At 67.0% G+C, this 25,243-nt stretch carries 18 protein-coding genes; 10 read left to right on the top strand and 8 right to left on the bottom strand.

Annotated elements, in window-relative coordinates; all coding sequences use genetic code 11:
* From EER27_RS16820 to EER27_RS02730, 4 genes are all read left to right on the top strand, one after another.
* Positions 1-558, top strand: coding sequence for a hypothetical protein (locus EER27_RS16820; RefSeq protein ID WP_148040905.1), 558 nt, complete (start codon positions 1-3; stop codon positions 556-558).
* A 383-nt stretch (positions 559-941) separates the two neighbouring features.
* Positions 942-1,376: a hypothetical protein gene (locus EER27_RS16825; RefSeq protein ID WP_148040906.1), complete on the top strand. Its 435-nt coding sequence runs from the start codon at positions 942-944 to the stop codon at positions 1,374-1,376.
* Positions 1,377-2,259: 883 nt separating this feature from the next.
* Positions 2,260-2,733 carry a hypothetical protein gene (locus EER27_RS16830; protein WP_148040907.1) on the top strand — a complete coding sequence of 158 codons (474 nt, stop codon included), beginning with the start codon at positions 2,260-2,262 and terminating at the stop codon, positions 2,731-2,733.
* A gap of 443 nt (positions 2,734-3,176) precedes the next feature.
* Positions 3,177-3,692 carry a hypothetical protein gene (locus EER27_RS02730; RefSeq protein ID WP_148040908.1) on the top strand — a complete coding sequence of 172 codons (516 nt, stop codon included), beginning with the start codon at positions 3,177-3,179 and terminating at the stop codon, positions 3,690-3,692.
* 1,033 nt (positions 3,693-4,725) lie between these two features.
* Here the strand turns inward: EER27_RS02730 and EER27_RS02735 are convergent.
* Positions 4,726-5,457 carry an energy transducer TonB gene (locus EER27_RS02735; RefSeq protein WP_123086469.1) on the bottom strand — a complete coding sequence of 244 codons (732 nt, stop codon included), beginning with the start codon at positions 5,455-5,457 and terminating at the stop codon, positions 4,726-4,728.
* A gap of 533 nt (positions 5,458-5,990) precedes the next feature.
* Complete coding sequence (locus EER27_RS02740) at positions 5,991-6,749, bottom strand: SIMPL domain-containing protein (protein ID WP_123086676.1); 759 nt, start codon at positions 6,747-6,749, stop codon at positions 5,991-5,993.
* A 278-nt stretch (positions 6,750-7,027) separates the two neighbouring features.
* On the opposite strand from EER27_RS02740, the gene EER27_RS02745 reads away from it, so the two are divergent.
* The 4 genes from EER27_RS02745 to tldD all read left to right on the top strand — a co-directional run bounded on the left by EER27_RS02745 (position 7,028) and on the right by tldD (position 14,641).
* A complete protein-coding gene (locus EER27_RS02745) occupies positions 7,028-7,597 on the top strand; it encodes a Maf family protein (protein ID WP_123086470.1) in 570 nt (189 codons plus the stop codon).
* A gap of 61 nt (positions 7,598-7,658) precedes the next feature.
* Positions 7,659-9,146 (top strand): ribonuclease G, encoded by a 1,488-nt coding sequence (rng, locus tag EER27_RS02750; protein ID WP_123086471.1) that lies wholly within the window; start codon positions 7,659-7,661, stop codon positions 9,144-9,146.
* A gap of 27 nt (positions 9,147-9,173) precedes the next feature.
* Positions 9,174-13,043: a YhdP family protein gene (locus tag EER27_RS02755; protein WP_123086472.1), complete on the top strand. Its 3,870-nt coding sequence runs from the start codon at positions 9,174-9,176 to the stop codon at positions 13,041-13,043.
* A gap of 155 nt (positions 13,044-13,198) precedes the next feature.
* The gene (tldD, locus tag EER27_RS02760; protein ID WP_123086473.1) at positions 13,199-14,641 is read left to right on the top strand and encodes a metalloprotease TldD; all 1,443 of its coding nucleotides are present in this window, start codon (positions 13,199-13,201) and stop codon (positions 14,639-14,641) included.
* Positions 14,642-14,832: 191 nt separating this feature from the next.
* Here tldD and yjgA read toward each other — a convergent pair whose 3' ends face one another.
* The gene (gene yjgA / locus EER27_RS02765) at positions 14,833-15,411 is read right to left on the bottom strand and encodes a ribosome biogenesis factor YjgA (RefSeq protein WP_123086474.1); all 579 of its coding nucleotides are present in this window, start codon (positions 15,409-15,411) and stop codon (positions 14,833-14,835) included.
* Positions 15,412-15,538: 127 nt separating this feature from the next.
* Here yjgA and pmbA point away from each other — a divergent pair, with 127 nt between their 5' ends.
* Positions 15,539-16,942: a metalloprotease PmbA gene (gene pmbA / locus EER27_RS02770; RefSeq protein ID WP_123086475.1), complete on the top strand. Its 1,404-nt coding sequence runs from the start codon at positions 15,539-15,541 to the stop codon at positions 16,940-16,942.
* A gap of 225 nt (positions 16,943-17,167) precedes the next feature.
* Positions 17,168-17,533: a DUF4870 domain-containing protein gene (locus tag EER27_RS02775; protein WP_123086476.1), complete on the top strand. Its 366-nt coding sequence runs from the start codon at positions 17,168-17,170 to the stop codon at positions 17,531-17,533.
* 197 nt (positions 17,534-17,730) lie between these two features.
* Here EER27_RS02775 and ispA read toward each other — a convergent pair whose 3' ends face one another.
* The 5 genes from ispA to dnaE form a co-directional block, all read right to left on the bottom strand.
* Positions 17,731-18,612 carry a (2E,6E)-farnesyl diphosphate synthase gene (gene ispA / locus EER27_RS02780; protein WP_123086477.1) on the bottom strand — a complete coding sequence of 294 codons (882 nt, stop codon included), beginning with the start codon at positions 18,610-18,612 and terminating at the stop codon, positions 17,731-17,733.
* Positions 18,605-18,874 (bottom strand): exodeoxyribonuclease VII small subunit, encoded by a 270-nt coding sequence (locus EER27_RS02785; RefSeq protein ID WP_123086478.1) that lies wholly within the window; start codon positions 18,872-18,874, stop codon positions 18,605-18,607. Before EER27_RS02785 ends, ispA begins: the two co-directional genes overlap by 8 nt.
* 107 nt (positions 18,875-18,981) lie before the next feature.
* Positions 18,982-20,346, bottom strand: a complete 1,365-nt coding sequence (gene tilS, locus EER27_RS02790; RefSeq protein WP_123086479.1) for a tRNA lysidine(34) synthetase TilS — start codon at positions 20,344-20,346, stop codon at positions 18,982-18,984.
* A gap of 231 nt (positions 20,347-20,577) precedes the next feature.
* Complete coding sequence (locus EER27_RS02795) at positions 20,578-21,537, bottom strand: acetyl-CoA carboxylase carboxyltransferase subunit alpha (protein ID WP_123086677.1); 960 nt, start codon at positions 21,535-21,537, stop codon at positions 20,578-20,580.
* Positions 21,538-21,673: 136 nt separating this feature from the next.
* Positions 21,674-25,192 carry a DNA polymerase III subunit alpha gene (dnaE, locus tag EER27_RS02800; RefSeq protein WP_123086480.1) on the bottom strand — a complete coding sequence of 1,173 codons (3,519 nt, stop codon included), beginning with the start codon at positions 25,190-25,192 and terminating at the stop codon, positions 21,674-21,676.
* Positions 25,193-25,243 lie beyond the last annotated feature (51 nt).

The following is a 25,243-nucleotide window of genomic DNA, read 5'->3' on the forward strand; positions in this document are numbered from 1 at the left end:
ATGAAAAGAGTTCTGATAGCTCTGTCTGCCATGCTGTTTTTTTCGGCGCTCGCATGTGAAGGATCTCAACGAACTGCTGAGACGGGCCTGCTTGGATTGTTTTTAGTTGGCGATTTTGTGCCGCATGTTCCGACGGTTGCGGATGTCAAGAGTGAGCTTGCTTCAGTTCAAGAAGCGCGCATTGATTCCGACCGCATCTACACATATCGAGTCGCTTCGAATGGATGGATGACATTTCGCCCCAGCGAAGCATTGCAAGATAGGTATGCTTGGGTTGAGGAGGTCATCTATAGTCGCTTTCCCCCCACATCGGCGGGCTCTACCCAGATTGTCGGCAAGCATTTGACGAGCGATAAGCTCATGGGGATTGGTCTAGGCGATTCTGTCAGCAAGCTGGAGGAGCTTGGGACCGCATTTAGAGTAAGTGTCGTGAAATTGTTTGGGCGAGAGGTGACTCTATACGAGTGCACGCCTCAACCTGGGCAAGACGACCTGTTCTATCGGTACTTCATCGTCGATAATCAAGTAGAGGCGTTCTCGATGGGCGTTACTGAATAGTCTGAGAGAAGTGTAGGGTTCATTCATTTCTGGCGGCTATGCGGTGGGTAAAAGCCGATAACGTGTGGGGTGGGTCTTGACCCGCCGCAAATGACAAGGCTCGCATCACTGACCTTGTGCCTTTTGAATCGGGTGGTCGAGACTTGTCGTTGCAGCCTGAGGTGGCTAAAGATGATCCTGAATCAAAGGGAACGGAAGCAATGAGGCCGGCTCCAAATCGCAAAAAGCCCGTTCATTGGGCGGGATCTTGGTTGCTGATACGAAGGGGCGAGGTGGTATGGGTTGAGCCCGGCGATACCCATCGAGCGCGGCCGGAGTCGGTTGATCTGGTCCTGCCGCCCGGCTCAACCCCATTAGTTGAGGATTGGGCGACGGAGAGAAAATTGGCCCAGCTCTTGGCGTCTTCGGTGGCAATGTGCCTCTTGTTGTTCTCGGTTAGCGCATCTTGCAGTGATGTTTTGGCAGTAGGCCCGGTTCGTGTCGGGATGAAGGATGAGGAAGTTGTTCGCTCACTCGGCAGGCCTGCAGCAACAGAAGTCAGATCAGGCTTCATCCGAAAGACCTACTACTACAATGGGCTAGTAGTTTCATTCGATGAAGACATGAAGGTTGCGGGGATTAGGTCATCCCATTCTTCGTATTGTCTGGATGGGTGGCTTTGCCCGGGCTGTGGTTTTCGGGAAGTTGGCGAACGACTCAAGACGGCAAATGCGACCATCAGCGCAAACAAGATCACCATCTATGGAGATGGTTGTTGGGTGGTCGCAACCGGCACTTCTGGTTCAGTCAAGGAAATAGATCTCAAGTGTCAGCCTTGAGCTCGTACCCGCAGCGCAGATGGCGGAAGGGTCCGATCCCAAAACAACGGGTCTGCGGACGCGATGGGGTGAGCGCAGCGATGAGAACTGTACTTCTAGCGGCCGTGATCGCCGCCACTTCATGCCACCCAGCGGAAAAAAGCGATACTCGACCCGGCGCGGGAGTGCGGAGCCACGGGGCTGTTGCTTCCATTGGTGATGCCCCGAAGGATTCGTCTGTATTCGTAAGCTCGGACTGCAACAGTACTCGGCTTGCGGACTGTACGGCTCAGGACTCTCAAGGCAGGCAGTACGTATTCTTCGATGGTGCGCTGTCACGTATCTCGATAAGAAAACACGATGCCAAGTCCGGAGCGGCATTGCCTGCAAGAATGCTCTTCGGTGAGAATATTGAAGTATCCAAGCAGAAGGCGTCGAGTCTCTATCGCATTAGATTTGATCGCGGGGAGGTCGATGGCAGGATCGTCTATAGTTCCGACTTCAGTATTCGATCTCCAGCCGGGATCAAGTACGCACTTGAGTTGCTAGCAGACGAGCAGAATAAGCTGGAAGAGGTGGTTGAACGGACCGACTTTTAAATCAATGGAAAATCGGGTGCAGCCGCGGCGCAATAACCTAAGGGCATTGATCCGGCCGCCGCGCATGCTGCGCGCAATGATCAAGAACAGAGATCAGAGAACAATTCCCTGGCGGATGAAGCACAAGGCCCGCACTCGCGGGCCTTGTCGCTCGTGGCGATTCGCCTAGTCGGTGCGCCCCGTGTCCAGTGTTGGGTGTGGCGGCGCCGTGGTGGCTCGGTGACGTATCACCACTGCAGCGATCATCAAGATAGACAGCAGCTAGATGTGTTGAGGTCAAGATAATGAGATCCGTCATTTCAAGGATGCTGATCCCGCTGATTCTCTTGAGTTGCATCCCCCGCGCGGCAGCCTGTGATGGCTGGATACGACTCTCGGCGACGGAGGTTCAAGGGCAGACCTGGCGAGATGCGGCTCCGACAAAGTTTCTAAGCGCAACGCTGGATATGGATGGAGATGGCGAGCTAGATGTCGCAGCTATTGTTGTGAGTCGCGACTCAAAAAGGTCGGCTATTCGGATTTGCTTTGGCGGATCCGAAAGAAGGCAGCAATGTCAGATCATTGCAGTGAGTGAAAATATCGCCGATGTCATGGGGCTTGAAAAGAAGGGGCCGGGTTGCTACTCCTATGCCGAGGACGATGTTGGTCGCCCGTCGCGGGGGAGGCAGATTTGCGGGCGAAATGACATGCTTGAATACTTCAAGTTTGGTAGTGCCGGTTCGTTCTTTGTATACGAGACTAACCGCAATACACTTGGACGCTACTGGGGCTCAGACTAGCGGCCGTCGCGCTGGCTAACTATAGCGGCCGCTGAAGCCGAGTCTGAGGCCCTTCTGCTTGACGTGTAGAGAATTTGGCCGTGTAACTTTTGCGAGCCACAAGGCCGGCGTCGGGAGGGTAAACTTTCGTGGGAATGCCATGGCCGCCAGGCTGCAATGCCCTGTTCTAACTGTTCGCGGACACCCTTCATCTGGCTAGGATGTGCGAATGACGCCTGGCGAGCCGCCTTGAAGGGTGCCGCAAGTGGGCCGGCTGTCCTCGGGAAGTAGGCGGCACCGGTGAAGGAGGTGGAGGTTTGTCACCCCGGTGATTGTCGGGCGATGATGGTGTCGGTTGGCTGCAGGGAGGATTCGATAATAGAGGCCTCGTCGAGATGAATAGGTGCTTTCTTTCTCTTTTGTTATTGCTGTCCGCCTGCGAGTCGGGTGGTGGAGACTTGGCGTTGCATCCTGAAGTGGCTAAGGTTGATCCAGGTGTGGGCGCTTACGCCGAGGGGTACGTGATTGACTCTTCGGTGGGCAGTCTGAAGGGAATCTATGTAGGCATGAGCGAATCCGAGTTGTCGTCACTCCGATATTCGGAGTCTCGTGGCGTTGCCAACTTTGAGGGCGAGGAATTCGTCACCGTCAACGTCGCTCTTGATGGACGGGTGTCGCTCGACTGTGTCTTGAACGAGGATGGGAGCGTATACAGGTTTTCAACTGTCTCGCCGCTCGTTCGTGACGAGAAGGGGCTTGGCGTAGGAACTGCATTGTATGAGCTCAAGGCGGCATATCCAGAAGGCAAATTCCTGGTTGGTGATGAGGATGGCCGATTCGCCAGCTTTGTTAATGGTTCGAGAGTGATCTTCTCCTTAGGTAAGGAAAGAATTGACGAACTTTGCTTCGATGAGCCAACCGCGAAGTGTGAGGTTGACGAGAAGGGGGTCAAGGTGGAAAGGGTTGTTGTGAGTGAATAGCTGGATAGAGGAATGACCTTTGCGTCCGTCAGTGCGGGTCTTTCCCGCGTCAGCCTCATTGGCGCAATAGCGGAAGGGCGTCGCGCAGGGTTTGATCCAACTGCTGCAGCGCTCTCACAAGCCTGCTATCCGGCGGGGTTGTCATTTGTAGCAGCACGTCCTCTTTGAGCGACGGCCAATGTCGAGTGGGTTGCGAATGGTTAAGAGGTTTCAATGATCTACTACTTGATGCTCGCCATTCCCCCAGTCATCGCGTCTGCGAGTCTTTTTTATCTCACCATTCGAAGGACCCGGCCCGCGTTGCTTCTGGCCTTGATTTCCGCCACTCTCGCGGTGCTTCCTTGGGCGTATGTAAGTTGGTTTCTCCGAGATGGTCTTGGGCCGGATTCTGTGCCTACCAGCGGAAGCGATGCGTGGCGGCAGTTCTGGGACGGCTTCCTGATTCCGTGCGCCGCTTGGATGCTCTTTCTTGTCTCGGCGATCTATCTCTCGCGACAATCCGCGCGAGCAGGGAAAGAGTCATCACCGTCAAGAAGCTGAGCTGGATCTGGGCGGTGGCACGTCGGTTCTTGCATCGCCCTTGCCCCTATTAACCGCCTTGGTATCGGATGCCTGGTTCCTCGAGCAAGAAGCGGATTTCCATCCGAGAGTTCATCGGCTTCGCAAATCTTTGAGGAAGCATGGTGAAGCTGATTTCTGGCTATCGGCTCAGAAAGTGCACTGACATCGAGATGGTATATCCGTACTTCGAGGTGCTAGACCAGGAGGGAGTGGTATTCATGGATGTTTCCAGACCCGTAGGGCGGATTAGCGAAGCGTAATCCGCCACACGCAAAGAGCCCGCTCATTGAGCGGGCTCTTTGTTGAGTCGATGTGATGTTTACGACTGACCGGCAAGGCGGGCTTGAGCCCGCCCTACGGCATCGCGTAATCGATCGCCCGGGAGAAATTAGGGCGGGCGTTAGCCCGCCATCGATTGACCCAGATCCCGGTCCCGCATGCAGCCACCGGCTTGCCGCGGTGCCCCCCGGTCTCAACGGTCGAGTGTGAACTCCACTGGCACCATGCCGATGGCTTGCACCAGGCGGCCGTCGCGCATGGCTGGTTCGAAGCTCCAGCGGGTGAGCACTTGCTGGCGGGCGGCGCGGTCCAGTTGCCGGTTGCCGCTGCTTTGTGCGATGTCGACCTTGAGGGGCTTGCCGTCGGTGTCGACCAGCACCTCGAGCAGCACCGTGCCGGTGACGCCTTCGCGCAGGGCGTCGATCGGGTAGGTGGGCGGCGGCGCGGAGGCATAGCGCAGCGCCGCGCCTTCGAGTGGCGTGTCGATGCCGGTTCCAGACGAGGCGACAGGCTCGGTGGTGGGGTGCTCAACGGGGTCGACGGCGAAGTCCGTCGGATCGGCCGGCAAGTCGGCCACGGGCTGGGGTTGCGGCGTGACCTGCGGTTGCGCGATCGGCTGCGGCCTGGGGTTGGGCTTGTGCGTCACCTCGACGCGGATCGGCGGTTCGATCGGCTTGGGCTTCGGCGGCGGGGTCGGGAACTCGAAGATCGTCTCGTTGTTCGGTTCCGGTTCCATCAACTCCGGAATCGCCAGCGGCGCCATCAGCAGCATCGCGATCACGGCGTTGATCGCGATCGCGCCGGCGTTGGCGGCGATGCGGCTGCCGTCGAGCCGGTCCCGTTGCTTGCCGTGGTGGAGTTTTCCGTGGTGGTGTTGGCCGTCGTGCTGCGTGCCCTGGGTCGAAACAGCCTGTGCGTGTTGCATGGTCCACCTCCTCGGTCTGCCTGTGGAGGTGACAACGCATGGCCGCCATCGATGGGGTTGGGCGATGGAGATTTTTTCGCGTCCGGTCGATGCGGGCACAGCGCGGGACGTCGTGTGCGTTACCGCCTGGTTGCCTGCCAAGCAACGCGTCGCGTGCGCCGTGCGTCGGTTGCCACCCGGCCATGCGCGAACTGCGATGTGCGTGGTTCCCCTGGGTCAGAGAGCCAAGGTCGCAGTCGTGGGGCGAGCTCGGGATCGCTCAAGTGGAGGGCCTACTTTCGCGGGCCTTCGAGGGTGCATCGGGGTGCTGCGGGCGCGTGGATCAGCGACCCGGTTCGAACACCACGTCGACTTGCCACCCGGCCATGCGCGAACAACTCCGATGCGCGTGGTTCCCTTGGGTCAGAGAGCCAAGGTCGCAGTCGTGGGGCGAGCTCGGGATCGCTCAAGTAGAAGGCCTGCTTTCGCGGCCCAAGAAGAAGGCCCGCTTTCGCGGGCCTTCGGGGTGCAACCGTAGGTGCAAAGGGCGCGGATCAGCGGCCCAGTTCGAACACCACGTCGACGTTGACCGACAGCGCGTTCTCGCCCGGGGAGATCGAGGTGTCGGCGCCGGCGCGTTCCATCTTCGCCATCGCCATCATCGGCATCGGCGGCTGCGGACCGAAGCTGCCGCCCTCGCTGACGCTGACGATGCGACGCACGCGCATGCCCAGCGCGTTGGCATACATCTCGGCACGGGCACGTGCCTTGTCGAGGGCGCTGCGACGGGCCTGGTCCTGCAGCGAGTCCTTGTCTTCGATGTCGAAGGTGGGGCCATTGATCTGGTTGGCGCCGACGGCGACCAGCGCGTCGAGGATGCCGCCCACCTTGGTGATGTCGCGCACGATGATGTTGACGCTGTTGCTGGCCTGGTAGCCGGTGATCACCGGCGGCTTGTTCTCGGCGTACTGGTACTGCGGGTTGAGATTGATGCCGCTGGTCTGGATGTCGCGTTCGGCGATGCCGGCGGCCTTGATGGCGGCCACCACCTTGTTCATCTGTTCGGCATTGGTGCGCAGCGCGCTGTTGGCATCGGCGGCCTGGGTGACCACGCCGGTCGACAGCGTGGCGATGTCGGGCGCGCGGCGCGCCTCGGCGTGCGCCGAAACCGACAGCAGGGTGCCGTCGGTGGTGCTGACGGCGGGAGCGGTCTGGGCACTGGCGGTCATCGCGGCGGTGGCTCCGAGGGCAAGGGCGGCGGCCAGCACGAGTGGACGCAGCGAGAGGCGGGGCAGGGCGTTCGAAAGAAGCATCGTCAACTCCATGGCAATGACGGGGGAGGGTGTTGCTGGGCCAGTGAACGGCCCGTGAGCCAGATCGGGGTTATCGCGCGGTGGCGCGGTCGGCGTCCAGTCAGCGCGGGTTATCCTTCCAAGGCTTGCCGGCAGTGTGAAGCAACCGCGGGGGTAGCGGTTTGCCCGCATCTGTCGCGACACCAATGACCGAACGCGCACGGACCAGCGCCACGCCGGTCCTGCCGCCGGCATGACATTCCACGGGCGCAACCCGGCCCCTCAGCCCCAGGTCCCCGATGCTGCATCTCGCCTCTCAATCGCCACGTCGCCGCGAACTGCTGGGCCGTCTCGGCCTCCAATTCGGCGTACTCGACCTCGACATCCCCGAACAGCGCCAGCCCGGCGAGGCGGCGATGGACTACGTGCGGCGGGTCGCGCGCGAGAAGGCCGGTGCCGGCCTGCTCAAGGTGATGGGCAATCCGCAGGCGGTGGTGCTGGGCGCAGACACCGAGGTGGTGCTCGACGACGAGGTGTTCGGCAAACCCGTCGATGCCGACGATGCCGCGGCGATGCTTCGGCGCCTGTCGGGCCGCACGCACCAGGTGATCACCGCCGTGTCGGTGGTGTCGGCCGGTCGCGAGGCGCAGGCGGTATCGCTGTCGGAGGTCACTTTCGAATCGCTCGATGACGCGCGCATCGCTGCCTATGTCGCCAGCGGCGAACCCTTCGGCAAGGCCGGTGGCTACGGCATCCAGGGCGGCGCAGAGGTGTTCACCACGCGTCTGGCGGGAAGCTTCTCCGGCGTCATGGGCCTGCCGTTGTTCGAGACCGCGAGCCTGCTGCGCCAGTTCGGGGTGATCCAGTGACGCCCGCCGCACGACACCGCACGCCGGGCGCGAGCGCGTCGCCGCTGCGCGGAGTGGCGGCATGAGCGAGGAGATCCTGGTCAACGTCACCCCCCGCGAGACCCGCGTGGCCGTGGTCGAAAACGGCATGCTGCAGGAACTGCACATCGAGCGCGGCTGGTCGCGCGGCGTGGTGGGCAACATCTACAAGGGCAAGGTCCAGCGCGTGATGCCGGGCATGCAGGCGGCGTTCGTCGAGATCGGTCTGGAGCGCGCGGCGTTCCTGCACGCGGCCGACATCATCAAGCCGACGCAGCTCGGGGGCGGTGAGGCCGACGAGGCACCGCTGCCGCCCACACCGACCCGGCCGATCGCCGAACTGCTGCGCGACGGCCAGGAAATCATCGTGCAGGTGGTCAAGGACCCGATCGGCACCAAGGGCGCGCGCCTCACCACGCAGATCAGCATTCCCTCGCGCTACCTGGTGCTGCTGCCGCGCACGCGGGTGGTGGGCGTGTCGGCGCGCATCGAGGACGAAGCCGAGCGCGCGCGCCTGAAGTCGCAGGTCGCCGCGCTGGCGCCGGCCGGCGAGCAGCACGGCTACATCGTGCGCACCAATGCCGAGGGCCAGCCCGAGGAAGCGCTGGCCGAGGACATCGGCTACCTCAACCGGGCCTGGGCGCTGATCGCCGAGAAGTCGGTCAGCGTGCGCGTCGGCGAGCGCGTCTACGAGGACCTGAGTCTGCCACTGCGCGCGGTGCGCGACCTCATGCGGCGCGACGTCGAGAAGGTGAAGGTCGATTCGCGCGAGACCTGCGAGCGCCTGCGCACGTTTGCCGCGCAGTACATGCCCGGCCTGGACGAGAAGATCGAGCACTACACGGGTGCGCGTCCGATCTTCGATCTGTACGGGGTCGAGGACGAGATCCAGCGCGCGCTCGACAAGCAGGTGCCGTTGAAGTCGGGCGGCTACCTGATCATCGACCAGACCGAGGCGATGACCACGGTCGACGTCAACACCGGTTCGTTCCTCGGCCAGCGCAACCTGGAGGAAACGGTGTACCGCACCAACCTCGAGGCCGCGCAGTCGGTGGCGCGCCAGCTGCGACTGCGCAACCTGGGGGGCATCATCATCATCGACTTCATCGACATGGTGGACCCCGAGCACCGTCGGCAGGTGCTGCGCCAGTTGGAGAAGGCGCTGGTGCGCGACCACGCCAAGACCACGGTGTACGAGTTCTCACCGCTTGGCTTGGTGGAGATGACCCGCAAGCGCACCACCGAGAGCCTCGAACGCCAGCTCAGCGAGCCCTGCCACGAGTGCGGCGGCCGCGGCATGCTCAAGACGCCGGAAACGGTGACCTACGAGATCTTTCGCGAGATCGTCCGCCAGGTGCGCCAGTTCGACGCGGCGCGGCTGCTGGTGATCGCCTCGCCGAAGGTCGTGGCGCGCATCACCGACGAGGAATCGGCGGCGGTGGCCGAACTCGAGGAATTCCTCGGCAAGTCGATCCGCTTCCAGGCCGACGAGCAGTACGCGCAGGAGCAGTTCGATGTCGTGCTGCTCTGACGCGCCCGTTGCCCGCGTGAGCGCCTGATGCCTACTCCGGTACGCCGCCGGCTGCGACTGGCCCGACGTGGCCTCGGCTACGCCGTGGCGGTGATGCTGGTGCTGGTCGCCGTGCTGCTGGGCATCGCCAGCCGCCTGCTGCCGTTGGCGGAAAGCCATCCCGAACAGATTGCCGCCTGGCTGAGCGAGCGCGCTGGCCGCACGGTGGCGTTTGATCGCGTCGAGACGGAATGGACGCGTCGGGGGCCGTTACTGCGGCTGGATGGCCTGCGGGTGGGCGATGGCGAGAAGGCCTTCACCATCGGCGACACCGAGATGCTGGTATCGCTGTACGCCGGGTTGCTGCCGGGGCATTCGTTTTCCGAGCTGCGCCTGCGCGGCCTGGACTTGACGCTCGAACGCCTGGACGACGGCCGCTGGCAGGTACGCGGTCTGCCGGGGCAACAGCAGAAGGGTGGCGATCCGTTCGCCGCGCTCGAGGGTCTGGGCGAGCTGCAGGTGATCGGCGGCAAGCTGGCGGTGGTTGCGCCCGCGCTGGATATCGACACCCACATCCCGCGAATCGACGTGCGCCTGCGCGTGGACGGACATCGCGTGCGCGCCGGCGTGCGCGCCTGGCCGCGCGGCGATGCTAGGCCGGTCGACGCGATGCTGGATCTGGACCGCAAGCGCGGCGACGGCCGAGCCTATGCCGGAGCCCGCGATGCCGACCTGGCCACCTGGACCGCGTTGCCCCGGCTGGCCGGTGTGTCGGTGGTGTCCGGCACCGGTCGCGCCGAGGCTTGGGCGCAGCTGCGCGGTCACCGCGTGGCCACGCTGACGGTCGACGCGCAACTCGAAGACGTCGCACTGCGCGCCGCCACCCCGATCGCCGGCAAGCTGGGCGAAGTGCGCTTCCCGCGCGTGCAGGCGCGCAGCCGCTGGCAGACGGTGAGCGGCGGCTGGCGTGTCGACGCGCCCACCCTGCGCATCGGCGAGGGCGCGCAGCAGCAGGTGCTCGACGGACTCGCCCTTGCCGGCGGCCAGCGCTACGCGTTGCGTGCCGATCGTATCGATGCGGGTCCGCTGCTGGCGGTCGCCGCGCTCAGTGACCGCCTGCCCGATGGCCTGCGCGGTTGGCTGCAGGCAACCCGGCCGGACGTGCAGTTGCAACGGATCGAGCTGGCCGGCCACCGGAGCGGTGCGATGCATGCCAGTGCGCGCATCGATGCGTTGTCGTTCGCATCGGTCGGCGATGCGCCTGGCCTGAGCGGCCTTGCCGGCGACATCGATGGCGACGCCAACGGCTTCTCGCTCAAGCTCGACCCGCAAGCCGCGTTCCGCTTCGACTGGCCCAGTGGCTTCGGCGTGCCGCATCCGGCCCGGCTCGATGGCACGGTGACGGGTTGGCGCGAAGGCGCCGGCTGGCGCATCGCCACGCCCTCGCTGCGTATCGACGGCGGCAGCTTCGGCGCGCGAGCACGTGGCGGACTGTGGTGGCAGGGCGATGGCAGCCGGCCCTGGATCGACATTGCCGCCGAAATAGACAAGACGCACCTGCCGGTGGCCAAGGGGTTCTGGATCCGCCACCGTATGCCGCCCAAGGTGGTTGAGTGGCTGGACCGCGCATTGGTGGATGGCTACGTGCAGAACGGTCGCGCGCTGGTGTCGGGCGATCTCGACGACTGGCCGTTCCGCGATCGCAACGGCCGCTTCGAAGCCACCGCGCACATCGGCGCGGCAACCTTGAAATTCCAGCCCGATTGGCCGGCCGTCGAAGGCGTCGAGGCCGACGCCAGCTTCATCGCCGACGGGTTCACCGTGGTGGGCAAGGCGACCGGCAGCGTCGGTCGTCTGGGTGAGGTCGCGATCAGTGAGCTGACCGCCGGCATCGACCACTACAACGACGGAACGCTGACCGTGCAGGCGAAGGGTGCCGGCGATGCGGCGCAGTTGCTGACCGTGTTGCGGCAGAGTCCGTTGCAGGCCGATCACGCGCAAACGCTCGACAACCTCACCGCAAGCGGTGCGGCCAATGTCGGATTCGCGATGGCGTTGCCGCTCAAACGTGGCGGCCAGTTGGCGATCGACGGCAGCGTCGACCTGCACGACGCCAAGCTGGCCGATGCGCGGTGGAAGCTCGCGTTCGACCAGGTCACCGGTCATGCCGCGTATTCGCGCGGCGGCTTCGGGGCCGAGCACTTGCAGGTGCGCCACGAGGGCCAGCCCGGTCGGTTGTCGCTGCGCGCCGGCGATGCCTACGTGCGCGAGTCGGGGCACGTGTTCGAGGCCGGCCTGGAGGCGTCGATCGATGCCGATGGCCTGATCGACCGCGCCCCCGACCTGGCCTGGCTGAAGCCGCACCTCGACGGCCGTTCGCCGTGGACGGTCGGGGTGGCGATCGCCAAGGCGCCGCCGGGGCAGACGGCCCCGGCCACGCTGCAACTGCGCTCGAACCTGGTGGGCACGGCCCTGGATCTGCCTGCGCCCTTGCGCAAGCCGGCCGGGGCGTCGTTGCTGGCCACGGTGGAAACCCCGTTGCCGGTGGGCAGCGGCGACGTGCGCGTGGCGCTGGGCAAGCTGATGGCGGTCCGTGCGCGCAGCAATGCCGGCAAGACCGGTGTGCGGGTGCAATTGGGTGCCGATCGCGTGGATGACGCACCGCCCCTGTCCGGCCTCATCGCCACCGGCCGCACCGAATCGCTGGACGCACTCGAATGGATCACCCTCACCCGCGGCGGTGGCAACGGCGGTGGCCTGCCGTTGCAACGCATCGACGTGAGGGCCGACCGCCTGAACCTGCTCGGCGGCGTGTTCGCCGACAGCCGCGTGGTGGTGGTACCCGCCAATGGCGGCACCGCGGTGCGTGCCGAGGGCGCGTCCCTGGCCGGTGCGCTGATGGTTCCCGACGACACCCGCAACGCGCCCATCGCCGGTCGCTTCCAGCGCTTGCACTGGCGTTCCGCGACGGCGGCCACGACGAGTAACGCCGCGACTGGTGCTTCCGTCCCGCTTTCGGCAGCGCCATCGGTGCCCGTCACGGCGGGCGATGACGGCTTCGATCCGGCGGCGATCCCGGCGCTGGCGTTCGACATCGACGAGCTGCGCATCGGCGCGGCCACGCTCGGCAGCGCGCGCCTGCGCACGCGTCCGGACGGCAACGGCATGCGGATCGAGCAATTGCAGACGCGCGCGCCCGGGCAGCGCATCGACGGCACGGGCCTGTGGACCGGCCGCGGCGCCGGTGCGCGCACGCGCCTGGACCTCGCGTTGGCCAGTGAGGATTTCGGCGCGTTGCTGGACGGTTTCGGCGTGGGTGGCCGGCTGGCCGGCGGCAACGGCACGGTGCGGTTCGACGCGTCATGGCCGGGCAGCCCCGCCGGCTTCAGCCTGGCCGCGCTCGACGGGCGGATGGTGGTGGATGCGCGCGACGGCCGATTGCTTGAAGTCGAGCCCGGTGCCGGCCGCGTGCTGGGCCTGCTGAGCCTGGCCGAACTCCCGCGCCGCCTGACGCTGGATTTCCGCGATTTCTTCAACAAGGGCTTTGCGTTCAACCGGATCGGCGGCAACGTTCGCTTCGCCGGTGGCAGCGCCAGCAGCAGCGACCTGCGCATCGACGGCCCCGCTGCGGCGATCGACATCCGCGGCAGCGCCAATCTGCGCGCGCAAAGTTTCGACCAGACCATCGAAGTGCGGCCCAAAGCCGGCAACCTGCTGACCGCGGTGGGTGCGATTGCCGGTGGGCCGGTCGGTGCGGCCATCGGTGCGGCGGCCAACGCGGTCCTCAACAAGCCGATGGGCCGCCTGGCCGCCAAGACCTACCGCGTCACCGGGCCCTGGAAAGAACCCAAGGTGGAGGTGGTCGGACGTGAACAGGGCCGGGCGGCAGCGCGGCCGGCCGGCCCGCCTTCCGGCTGATCGCGCGGTGCCGATGGCCCCGGCTGGCCGGCCGGTTGCCACCTGGTTGATTCGGTGACTGCGCGCCACCACGTAACCTGTGGTGGGACCGCGCCATGATGGCCCGTCGTCGCGCCCGTCGCCGCCCGCAATTCCCCTTCCCAAGCGAACCGCTCATGACCCAGCCGATCCAGCTCGCCGAATCCCGCCTCCTGCTGCCCGCCGGGCTCGATGCCTCCGGGCTCGAGCGCAGCTTCGGCACCCTGCTCGGGCCGGGCATCGACTTCGGCGACCTGTATTTCCAGCACGCCCGGCGCGAAAGCTGGACGGTCGAGGACGGCATCGTCAAGGACGGTGCGCACTCCATCGAACAAGGCGTCGGCGTGCGCGCCATCAGTGGCGAGAAGACCGGCTTCGCCTACTCCGACGAGATCAACAGCGAAGCGTTGATCGCGGCGTCGAAGTCGGCACGCGCGATCGCCCGCGATGGCGCCGCGCACACCCCGCGCTTGCTGGTGCGTGGCGGTGGACGCAGCCTGTACCCCAGCGAGGATCCGATCGACGGGCTGGCCAACGAAGACAAGGTCGAGGCGCTGCGTCGCATCGACAAGCTGCTGCGTGCCGCGGACCCACGCGTGCAGCAGGTGGTGGTGACCCTCTCCGGCGGCGTGGACACGGTGCTGGTGGCGCGCAGCGACGGCGTGCTGGCCGCCGACGTGCGCCCGCTGGTGCGCTTCAACGTGCAGGTCATCGTCGAACAGAACGGCCGTCGCGAGAGCGGCTACGTTGGCGGCGGCGGTCGCTACGGCTACGTCGAACTGCTGGCCGGCGGTAAGCCCGAGCGCTGGGCGCGCGAGGCGCTGCGCCAGGCGCTGGTCAACCTCGAAGCGGTCGACGCGCCGGCCGGCGTGATGCCGGTGGTGCTTGGCAGCGGCTGGCCGGGCGTGCTGCTGCACGAGGCGGTGGGCCACGGCCTGGAAGGCGATTTCAACCGCAAGGGCACCAGCACGTACGCCGGACGCATTGGGCAGCGCGTCGCGGCCCCGGGCGTGACCATCGTCGACGACGGCACGCTCGAAGGCCGTCGCGGATCGCTCAACATCGACGACGAAGGCACGCCGACCCAGTGCACGACGCTGATCGAAGACGGCGTGCTGGTCGGCTACATGCAGGACACCCTCAACGCACGCCTGATGGGCGTGGCGCCGACCGGCAACGGCCGCCGCGAGTCGTTCGCGCACCTGACCATGCCGCGGATGACCAACACCTACATGCTGGCGGGCGAGCACGATCCCGAAGAGATGATCCGCTCGGTCAAGAAGGGCCTGTACGCGGTCAATTTCGGCGGCGGCCAGGTCGACATCACCAGCGGCAAGTACGTGTTCTCGGCGACCGAGGCCTACCTCATCGAGGACGGCCGGATCACCGCCCCGGTGAAGGGCGCAACCCTGATCGGCAACGGCCCGGAGACGATGCAGAAGGTCCGCATGATCGGCTACGACCTGGCACTGGACGAGGGCGTTGGCGTGTGCGGCAAGGACGGCCAGAGCGTGCCGGTCGGCGTCGGCCAGTCGTCGCTGCTGATCGACGGTCTGACCGTGGGTGGCACGCAGGCGTGATTCGCGCTGGCGCGATCCGGTCCGGCGTGCCGCGCGCGACAGCGCGGCGTGCGACGGGGCGACATGCCCCTACGGTCACCGCGGCGTCAGGCCAGGCGGCCACGTCGCGCGCGCGCAGGCACCGTCGCGGAGCTGCGCGAGACGGCGCGATTGCTGGATCCCGCATCGGCCGGTGGGCCGGGGCGGCGGACTCAGTCCTCGTCGAGACCTTCCGTTTCCGCCCCGTCGTCGTCGACGCCGCCGGGCTCACCGCCACCCAGCATCAGCACCCGCAGTTCGCGGAACAGCTCGCGGAAGGCGCGCGGCGGCTTGTTGCGCTTGCGCTCCTCGAGCGTGTTGCGCACCAGCTGGCGCAGGCGCTGGCGGTCGGCGCCCGGGTACTCGACGATCAGGTCGGCCAGCGCCGTGTCGCCATCGGCAAGCAGGCGGTCGCGCCAGGCCTCGACGCGGTGCATCGCGGCCACTTCGCGTCGCCCGGCCTCGCCGTTGACATCCAGCGCGTCGCGGATCGCCTCCAGCACCTCGTCGTCCTCACGCCGCATCTGCTTGGCCAGGAAGGCCAGCTGGCGCTTGTGGGCGATGTGCGAGGTGATGCGCCGGCACTCGCGGATGTGCGGCAGCAGGTGCTCGGGCACCGGCAGTTTCATCAGCTGCGGCTCGCTCAGCGCGACCAGCTGCTGGCCCAGCGCCAACACCTCCAGCGCCTCGCGCCGGTTCTGGCTGCGGCTGTCGCCCAGGTACTCGCCGGTTTCCTCGTCAATACCACGCATCGCATTTCTTCCCGAACTTTCAGTCCGGATGGAGCGGTGGCAACAGCGCCATCGCCCCCGTCCGGATCAGCCAAAAACAGATCCTGCGGCCGTCGGCCCCAGGATGACAGAGTGAAAGGATAAGACATTGGACAAGACCCTCCCGTCTCCGGCCCGTCAGGCCGGTGCCAGCGACGACAGCCAGGCACGCCTGGACCGCCTCGCCGACCTCTCCCGGCGCCTGCTCGCCAGCGCACGCGCGCAGGGCGCCAGCCAGGCCGAGGTGTCGTGCTCAGAGGAGTCCGGCCTCAACGTGAATGTGCGCATGGGCGCGGTCGAGACGGTGGAGGCGACCCGCGACCGCGGCATTGCGGTCACCGTGTACTTCGGCAAACGCAAGGGCACGGCCAGTACCGCCGATCTGCGCGAGGACAGCCTCGAGTCGACCGTGGCCCAGGCCTGCGCGATCGCCCGCCACACCGAGGACGACGCCGCCGCCGGCCTGGCCGAACCCGAGCTCATGGCCGTCCCGCCGGCTGACGGGCGCTGGCCCGAGTTCGACGGCTGGCACCCCTGGGCCATCGAGGCCGATGAGGCCGTCGATCTCGCCCTGGCGTGTGAGCAGGCCGGCCGCGAGCGTGATCCGCGCATCGCCAACTCCGACGGCGCATCGTTCGGCAGTGGCAGCAGCCTGGGTGTGTACGCCAATTCACACGGCTTCATCGGCCGCGAGCGCAGCACCCAGCACAGCATCGGCTGCGCGTTGATCGCCGGCAGCGGCGACGAGATGCAACGCGAGGGCTGGTACAGCATCGCGCTGGCGGCCGGGGACCTCGAAGACCCCGCCGCGATCGGCCGCAAGGCCGCCGAGCGCACCGTGTCTCGCCTCGCGCCGCGCCAGCTGGCCACCGGTGAGTACCCGGTACTGTTCGCGTCCGAAGTCGCCCGCTCGCTGGTGGGCCACCTGCTGGGCGCAGTGTCCGGTGGCGCGCTGTACCGCCGTGCCAGCTTCCTGCTCGACAGCGTCGGCACGCAGTTGCTCCCGGACTGGTTCGGCATCGACGAGCGGCCCTTCCTGACGCGCGGCTTCCGCTCCAGCGCCTACGACGGCGACGGCGTGGCCACGCGCGATTCGGCCCTGGTGGCCGGCGGCGTGCTGCAGCATTACGTGCTGGGCACCTACTCGGCGCGTCGCCTGGGGCTGCAGACCACCGGCAACGCCGGCGGCGTGCACAACCTGCAGGTGGCTGCCAATACCGGCGACCTGAACGAGATGCTGCGCGGCATGGGCCGTGGCCTGCTGGTCACCGAGCTGATGGGGCAGGGCGTCAACGCGATCACTGGCGACTACTCGCGAGGCGCGGCCGGCTTCTGGGTTGAAGGCGGCGAGCTGCAGTACCCGGTCGACGGCGTCACCGTGGCCGGCAACCTCAAGGCGATGTTCAAGGCGATCGAAGCGGTGGGCACCGATGTCGATCCGCGTTCGCACATCGCCACCGGTTCGATCCTGGTGGGCCGGATGACCGTGGCCGGCGAGACGCCGGAAGACTGAGTCAGGGCGCTTGCGCGCACCCGTGTCGTGCTGCCTGCACCGCGCAGCGCGATGGCGAACGTCGGACGCCGGGGCGTCCGACGATTGCGCGAACTGGCGGCTTGTGCGGCGGAATCGAAACCGTTCTTGACACAGGCGGCTCCCGCCACCGACAGTGACGCCGCTGTGGTGGCTGTGGCCGCCGCGAAAGCAACCACCGAAACGAAATGGAAGGGGAACCAGGGAATGAACGATATCAACCAAGCGCCAGCAGGCGAGGCGGGTTCGGAAGACCGGACCATCGCGATGCTGACGCATCTGTCCGGCATCCTGTTCGGCTTCATCGTGCCGCTGATCATCTGGCTGATCAACAAGGACAAGCCGGAGAAGGCCTATCTGATCGACCAGTCCAAGGAAGCGCTGAACTTCAACATCACCTTGTTGCTGGTCTACGTGGCGCTGTTCGTGCTGACGGTCGTCACGCTCGGCCTTGCCAGCCCGCTGACCCTGCTGGTCTGGCTGGGCTCGATCGTGCTCTTCATCATCGCCGGCCTGAAGGCCAACGGCGGCGCGACCTACCGTTACCCGGTTGCCCTGCGTCTGATCAAGTAGTCGCGATCGGGCTTGCCTGAAAGGGCGAGCGCGCAGCTGCAACACCAGGAAGGCCCGGCATTGTCCGGGCCTTTTCTGTTGTGGGCCCAGCGAGGGCCGCAGCCCGCAGGCGTGCGTGCGGTGCTGGGGAAGCGCCGGCTAGACGGGTGGCCGCGCGTCGACGACCCGGCCCGTTGAGCGGGTCGCGCCCCGGACGGTCAGTGATTGCGCCGCGCTGCGAATTCGGCCAGGGATGCGAGCGCGGCCGCTCGTTCGCCGAAAGGTGCCAGCGCCGCGTGCATGACCACGGCGAGCTCGTCCAGGCGCGCGCGCGAGGCGTCCAGGCCGATCAGTGCCGGGAACGTGGCCTTGTCCTGCGCCTCGTCCTTGCCGGCGGTCTTGCCCAGCGTGGCACTGTCGCCTTCCACGTCGAGAATGTCGTCGCGTACCTGGAACGCCAGCCCGAGCGCGTCCGCGTAGCGATCGAGCTGGGCGAGTTCGGTCGTGCTGGCGCCGCCGCACAGCGCCCCCATGCGCACCGCGGCGCGGATCAGCGCACCGGTCTTGAGCGCATGCAGGCGTTCGAGCGCGGCCAGGTCGATCGATGCTGCGGCGCCCGTGGCATCCAGGTCGAGCGCCTGTCCGCCGCACATGCCGGCCGCGCCGGCGGCACCGGCGAGCGTGCCCAGCAGCGCGACGCGCGTGGTCGCATCGGCGGGGGCTTGCGCCAGCACCGTGAAGGCCAGCGCCTGCAGCGCGTCGCCGGCGAGGATCGCGGTGGCCTCGTCGAACGCCACGTGCACGGTGGGCTGGCCGCGGCGCAGGGCGTCGTCGTCCATGGCGGGCAGGTCGTCGTGGACCAGCGAGTAGGCATGCACGAGTTCGACGGCGGCCGCTGGCGCGTCCAGAACGTCCGTGTCGGCATCGAACAATGCGCCACTGGCATACACCAGCAGCGGGCGCATGCGCTTGCCGCCCAGCAGCACGGCGTGGTGCATCGCCGCGTGCAGCCGCTGTGGCGAGGTGTGGGGATCGGGCAGGGCGCGCACCAGCGCTGCGTCGGCGCGTTCGCGCCAGACCGCCAGACGCCGGTCAAGCATCGTTGCCGGGCGCCGTCGGGCTTGCGAAGGGCTCGCCGCTGGCCGGGTCCTGCGGGTCGCTGAGCAGGCGCACTCGCAGCTCCGCCTGTTCCAGCGCGGTCTGGCATCGACGGTAGAGGCCGACACCGCGTTCGTACGCGGCCAGCGAGTCCTCGAGGCTCATCTCGCCGTGTTCCATCTTGTCGACGAGCTGCTCGAGGGCATCGAGCGACTGTTCGAAGTCGGCGACCGGGGAGGCTTCGGTGGGTGGTTTGCGTGGCATGGCGGAAGTGTGCGCGGCGCGGCTGCGGATGGTCAACGTGCGTGGCTGCGTGATGGCGGCGGCTGCACCAGGATGCAGTGGCCGCGCGCCCGGCGATTGCGTCCGGCTCAGCTCCGCGTCCAGCTCAACCCGGCCGCATGCTCGCGCAGCCAAGCGTCGAAGCGCGCGGAATAGGCCAGGTCGCCCGCGGCCAGCAATTCCTCGCCGTCGAACAACAGCGGCAGCCGCTCGCGCTGCCACGGCGGCACGCCCAGCGTCTGCAACACGTGCTTGAGGGCGTGCGAATGCCCGCGCCCGGGCAGGGTGATGCGTTCGCCGCCATGGCGTGTGCGCACCTCGAACATGGAATCGAAACGCGCGGCACCGGAGAGTCTCAGGCTGGCGCCGTCGGGCAGGACCAACGCGGCGGAGCCGTCCCAGCCTTGCCGCCATCCGGGCGGCAGCGGCGACTGGTACCAACCGGCGTGCAGTAGGTCGCGCCAGCGGCGCACCTCGGCCGTGCGTGGGCCCGGGGTTTCGTCGCCAGCGGGCTTGCCGGGTTCCGGGGCGCCGAGGCCGCCCCAGCGCGAGCCCCAACGAAAGCGCGCCTGGCTGTCAGGGGCACACGCCAAAAGCTCGCGCTCGATCCGTTCCACGCCGTTTCCCGGCAGCGGTGGCAGTTGCAGCGTGGCGATCCAGCGACGCAACACGCGTGCGCGCCTGGCCTCGGGCAGGGCCAGCAACGGCGGCAGTTGCAGGCAGTGCGGGTCGAGGGTGCTGGCCTGGGCCAACGCCTCGGCATCGCCGTGGTCGAGCAGCTCGCCCGCCTGCGCTGCCAGCTCCGCGCTGCGAGCCAGCGCCGCGTCGGCCGTAGGCCAGCGCTCGCGCAGCAGCGGCAGCACGCGATGGCGCAGGAAATTGCGGTCGAAGGCATGGTCGGCGTTGCTGGGGTCGTCGATCCAGCGCAGGTCGTGCCGGGCGGCATAGTCTTGCAGTACCGCGCGCGGGACCTCCAGCAGCGGCCGCCACAGGTGGCCGCGCGCGAAGTCGCGCCACGCGCGCATCGCGCCAAGGCCGTCCACGCCCGAGGCACGCAGCGCGCGCAGCAGGAACGTCTCGGCCTGGTCGTCGCGATGGTGGGCGAGCGCAAGCACCTCCCCGTCGCCAAGTTCCGCCGCGAACGCCGCATGCCGCGCGTGTCGCGCCGCGGCCTCCACGCCCTCGCCACCATCGAGCGGGACCTCCACGCGAACGATGCGCAGCGGCACGCCCAGTTCATCGCATGCGCGCTGGCAGTGCGCGGCCCAGGCATCCGCATCGGGATGCAGGCCATGGTGGACGTGCAGCGCGCGCAGTTGGCGATGGCCGGTTTGCGCTGAGGTTGCCAGCGCATGCAGCAGCACCATTGAATCGAGTCCGCCGCTGTGGCCCACGCACAGTGGCGTGGCCGGCACTGGTGGCAGGGTCAGGCTGCTGGCAGGGGATTCAGGCATCGCACGATGGTGCCACGTCGTTGGAATGACGCGGCGGCGCGCGCCGGTCCGACCGTGCATGCGAGCGCCTTCGGCATCGTTGGCTGGTGCAGTGAAGGCAGCTGACCTGCTTGGAGTCCGCGCGCGAAATACGCGTCGCACCGCCCCAAGCACCGCGCCGCAACCCGCAGCACCCACGTCAGCGTCGTGGAAACGGCTACTTCGCGCCGCCGATCACGGGCCCGCCCGCGCTTACGCCGCTTCGTACGCGCCGTAGCCGCGCAGGCGCTCGTAGCGGCGTTGCACCAGTTGATCGACCGGCACGTTGACCAACGAGTCGAGTTCGTTGAGCAGCACGGCCTTGAGGCGCGTGGCCATCTGCCGGGGATTGCGGTGCGCGCCGCCGGTGGGCTCGCGCACCACCTTGTCCACCAGGCCCAGGCCGTGCAGGCGCTTGGCGGTGAGGCCAAGCTGTTCGGCGGCGTCCTTGGCCTTGTCGGCCGACTTCCACAGGATCGAGGCGCAGCCTTCGGGCGAGATCACCGAGTAGGTGCTGTACTCCAGCATCATCGTGCGATCGCCCACGCCGATCGCGAGCGCGCCGCCGGAACCGCCTTCGCCGATGACGGTGCAGACCACGGGCACGCGCAGTTCGGCCATTTCCATGAGATTGCGCGCGATCGCCTCGGACTGGCCGCGCTCTTCAGCGTCGATGCCGGGCCAGGCGCCGGGGGTGTCGATGAAGGTCAGCACGGGCAGGCCGAAGCGCTCGGCCATCTTCATCAGGCGCAGCGCCTTGCGGTAGCCCTCGGGCTTGGGCATGCCGAAGTTGCGGCGGATCTTGGACTTGGTGTCGCGGCCCTTCTCGTGGCCGATCACGACCACGCTGCGTCCGTCGATGCGGGCCAGGCCACCGACGATCGCGTTGTCGTTGGCGAACGCGCGATCACCGGCCAGTTCCTGGAACTCGTCGCAGATCACCCGCAGGTAATCCATCGTGTACGGCCGCGCCGGATGGCGGGCCAGTTGCGAGACCTGCCACGGGGACAGGTCACGGAAGATCTGTGCCGTGCGCAGGCGCAGCTTGTCCTGCAATGCGTGGACTTCGGTATCGACGTCGACGGCCGAGCCATGGCTGGCGTGGCGGAGTTCCTGGATCTTGGATTCCAGGTCGGCGATCGGTTGCTCGAAATCGAGGTAGTTCGGATTCATGCGCATGCCCGCGGCCGCGGTCTGGCCGGAAAGGCGACAGTCTAGCCCAGCCCCCCGGACCATACCGAGGCGTCTGTGGCCTGGCGCGCCGTTTGCCCGGCAAACCTGCCGGGCACGGGGCTCAGTTCAGCGGCACTCAGTTCACCCAGGGCTTGGCCAGGGCCAGCTTCACCGCCCGCACGCCGGGCAGGGCACGCAGGTTGCCGGGCAGGTCCGGGTCGATGCGCACGCTGGACGTGCCGTTGAGATCGAGCATGCCGGCCGCGCCTTCGCGCAGCAGGTCCAGGCGCAGCGGCGTCGAACCGGGCCGTTGCCGGGCCAGCATTGCATCGACGCGCTGCAAGGTGCCCGGCACGCGCAGGTCCAGCCGCAGCGACAGGCGCTGCGCGTGCCTGGCGCACACCTGCGCGTAATCCCAGCAGCGCACGGCCTTCAACGAGAAGCCGCCGCTGAACGCGTCCTCGCGCAGCCCGCCCTGGATCACCAGCAGGCGGTCGCGCACCAGGATCTGTGCGAACTCGGCGTACGACTCGGCGAAGAACCCGCACTCGATGCGGCCGCGGCCGTCCTCGAGCTGCACGAACATCTGGCTGTCGCCCTTCTTCCGAAGGCCGACCACCAGCCCGGCGATCGCCATCTCCATTTCCGGGCGCCAACCGCTGCGCGCGCTTTCCGGTCGCGATTCCCAGATGCGCTCGATCTCGCCCAGGTCGTAGCCGAGCAGGCCCCGCAGCTCATCGCGGTACGGATCGAAGGGGTGCCCGCTGAGGTAGTGGCCGAGCGTATCGCGCTCGCCGGACAGCAACTGCGCCAGCGGCCACTCGTCGGCTTCGGGCAGGTCCAGGCGCAGCGCCGGGGCACTTTCGCCACCGCCGAACAGCGACACCTGACCGGCCGCACGCTCGCGTGCCAGCTGGTCGGTGGCCTTCAGCACCTCGGGCAACTGCAGCATCAGGCTGGCGCGATTGCGGCCCAGCCTGTCCAGCGCGCCGGCCTGGGTCAGGGCCTCCAGCGCACGGCGGTTGAGCTTGCCGCTGTCGACGCGCTTGCAGAAATCCAGCAGGTCGACGAACGGCCCGGCGCGGCGCGCCTCGACGATCGCCTCGCAGGCACCGCGGCCGACGCCCTTCACCGCGCCGATACCGTAGCGGATCGTGTCTGGCGTGGTCGCCTCGAACATGTACGGCGATGCGTCCACGTCCGGCGGCAGCACGGTCAGGCCCATCACGCGCGCCTCATCGAGGAAGCCGGTGACCTTGTCGGTGTTGTCCATGTCCGAGGACATCACCGCGGCCATGAACTCGGCCGGGTAGTGCACCTTGAGCCAAGCCGTCTGGTAGGCCACCAGCGCATACGCGGCCGAGTGCGACTTGTTGAAGCCGTACTCGGCGAACTTCTCCATCAGGTCGAAGATCGGGCTGGCGACCTTCGCCTCGATCTGGCGTTCGGCGCAGCCGGTTTCGAACTTGGCGCGCTCCTTGGCCATCTCCTCGGGCTTCTTCTTGCCCATCGCGCGACGCAGCATGTCGGCGCCGCCGAGCGAATAGCCCGCCAGCACCTGGGCGATCTGCATCACCTGTTCCTGGTACACGATCACGCCGTACGTCGGGCCCAGCACCGGCTCCAGCGACGGGTGCGGGTAGGTGACCTCGGCGTTGCCGTGCTTGCGGTCCACCCAGTCCTTGTCCATCCCCGAGCCCAGCGGGCCGGGACGGAACAGCGCGGCCAGCGCGATGATGTCCTCGAAGGTGTCGGGTTTGGCGCGCTTGAGCAGCTCGCGCATGCCGCGCGATTCGAACTGGAACACGGCCACGGTGTCGCCGCGCGAGAACAGGTCGTAGCTGGGTTTGTCGTCCAGCGGCAGCGCAGTGATGTCGAGCGGTTCCTCGCCGGTCGCGGCGCGGCGCACGTTGATCGCCTTCACCGCCCAGTCGATGATCGTCAGCGTGCGCAGGCCGAGGAAGTCGAACTTGACCAGGCCAACGGCCTCGACGTCGTCCTTGTCGAACTGCGTGACCGGGCTCTTGCCGCGGCCCTCGCCATCGTGTTCGGCGAACAGCGGGCAGAAGTCGCTGAGCGGGCTGGGCGCGATCACCACGCCGCCGGCGTGCTTGCCGGCGTTGCGCGTGAGGTCCTCCAGGCTGAGCGCGAGGTCGAGCAGGTCGCGCACTTCATCTTCGCTGCGGTAGCGCTGGATGAGGTCGGCCGAGGCGAGGTTGCTGTCCTTCTTGGCCGCGTCGGAATTGCCCAGCGCGTCGTCGAGGCTGATGCCGAGCGTGTTCGGGATCAGCTTGGCGATGCTGTCGACGAAGCCGTACGGATGGCCAAGCACGCGGCCGGTATCGCGCACCACGGCCTTGGCGGCCATCGTGCCGTAGGTGATGATCTGGCTGACGCGGTCGCGGCCGTACTTGCGCGCGACGTAGTCGATGACCTCGTCGCGGCGGTCCATGCAGAAGTCGATGTCGAAGTCGGGCATCGACACGCGTTCGGGATTCAGGAATCGCTCGAACAGCAGGTCGTACGGCAGCGGGTCCAGGTCGGTGATGCCGAGCGCCCAGGCGACCAGCGAACCCGCACCGGAACCACGTCCCGGGCCCACCGGGATGCCTTGTTCCTTGCCCCAGTTGATGAAGTCCGCAACGATCAGGAAGTAGCCCGGGAACCCCATCTTGATGATGACGTCGAGCTCGATTTCCAGGCGCTCGTCGTACACCTGACGGCTCTTGCCAGGCGCCAGCGGCGCCTTTTCGAGGCGCTTGGCCAGACCTTCGCGCGCGCAGTTGCGCAGCCACGATTCGATCGTGTGCTCGCTGGGCACCGGAAAGGCCGGCAGGTAGTACGTGCCCAGGTGCATCTCGACGTTGCAGCGGGTCGCCAGGGCGATGCCGTTGTCGATCGCATCGGGCAGATCGGCAAACAGCTCGACCATCTGCTCCGACGACTTGAGGTATTGCTCGGGGCTGTACTCGCGCGGACGCTTGGGGTCGTCCAGCACGCGGCCGGTGGAGATGCACACGCGCGCCTCGTGGGCGTCGAAGCCGTCCGGGTCGAGGAAGCGCGCATCGTTGGTGGCGATCAGCGGCAGCGAGCGCGTCGACGCGGCGGCAACGGCGAACGCGTTGAACGCCTCCTCGCCCTCGCGCCCGCTGCGGGTCAGCTCCAGGTGCAGGCGATCGCCGAAGGTGCCGCGCCAATCGGCCAGCCAGGCCTCGGCCAGTTCGTGGCGGTTGCTGGCAATCAGGCGTCCGGCAAGGCTGCCGCGGCCGGCCAGCGCAAACAGCCCGGCGTTGTCCTCGCGCAGCCATTCCGGGCGCACGGCCACCCCCTCGACGCGGTGGCCTTCCATCCACGCCCGGCTCAGCAGGCGCGACAGCGTCAGATAGCCGGTACGGTCGCGACAGAGCAGCGTCATGCGCGAGGTCGCCTCATTGCCGTCGGCCAGGCCGATGTCGGCACCGATGATCGGCTTGAGGCCCGCGCCCTCGGCGGCCTTGTAGAACTTGACCGCCGCGAACATGTTGTCGATGTCGGTCAGCGCGACGGCCGGCTGGCCGAGCGCGGCGCAGCGTTTGACCAGATCGCCGATGCGGATCGTCGAGTCGGCGAGCGAGTACTCGCTGTGCAGGTGGAGATGAACGAAACGTGCTGACATGCGTGCCCTGGGCAGCGGTCGAAAACTGTGCTGGACCGGTCGGGGAACACG

Source organism: Montanilutibacter psychrotolerans (assembly GCF_003719825.1).
Taxonomy (GTDB): Bacteria; Pseudomonadota; Gammaproteobacteria; order Xanthomonadales; family Xanthomonadaceae; genus Montanilutibacter; species Montanilutibacter psychrotolerans.